The sequence below is a fragment of the Helicobacter pylori genome (assembly GCF_006440215.1).
Classification (GTDB): Bacteria; Campylobacterota; Campylobacteria; order Campylobacterales; family Helicobacteraceae; genus Helicobacter; species Helicobacter pylori_CS.
In genome coordinates, this window is record NZ_VEZH01000038.1 from 1 (window position 1) to 656 (window position 656).

1 protein-coding gene is annotated in these 656 nt (G+C 39.2%); it reads left to right on the top strand.

Features of this window, described 5'->3' with window-relative positions; genetic code table 11:
- The coding region (locus tag FIM44_RS08390) for an outer membrane protein (protein WP_140579758.1) at positions 1–652 on the top strand (652 nt) is incomplete at its 5' end.
- Between the last annotated feature and the right edge of the window lie 4 nt (positions 653–656).

A 656-nucleotide genomic window follows, 5' to 3' on the forward strand; every position in this document is an offset into this window, starting at 1 on the left:
CCAAACGCCTCAAATCAATCAAGCTGAAACCCTCGCTAATACCATCGTTCAAGAACTCGGTCATAACCCTTTCAAACGAGTGGGCATCATCAGCTCTCAAACCAATAACGGGGCGATGAATGGCCTTGGGGTGCAAGTGGGTTATAAGCAATTTTTTGGAGAAAAGAAAAGATGGGGGTTAAGGTATTATGGTTTCTTTGATTACAACCACGCCTATATCAAATCCAATTTCTTTAACTCGGCTTCTGATGTGTGGACTTATGGGGTGGGTAGTGATTTATTGTTTAATTTCATTAATGATAAAAACACCAATTTCTTAGGCAAGAATAACCAGATTTCTTTTGGGCTTTTTGGAGGCATCGCGCTAGCAGGGACTTCATGGCTTAATTCTCAATTCGTGAATTTAAAAACCATCAGTAATGTCTATAGCGCTAAAGTGAATACGGCTAATTTCCAATTTTTATTCAATTTGGGCTTGAGGACCAATCTCGCTAGGCCTAAGAAAAAGGATAGTCATCATGCGGCTCAACATGGCATGGAATTGGGCGTGAAAATCCCTACCATTAACACGAATTACTATTCTTTTCTAGACACCAAACTAGAATATAGAAGGCTTTATAGCGTGTATCTCAATTATGTGTTTGCTTATTAAAAGC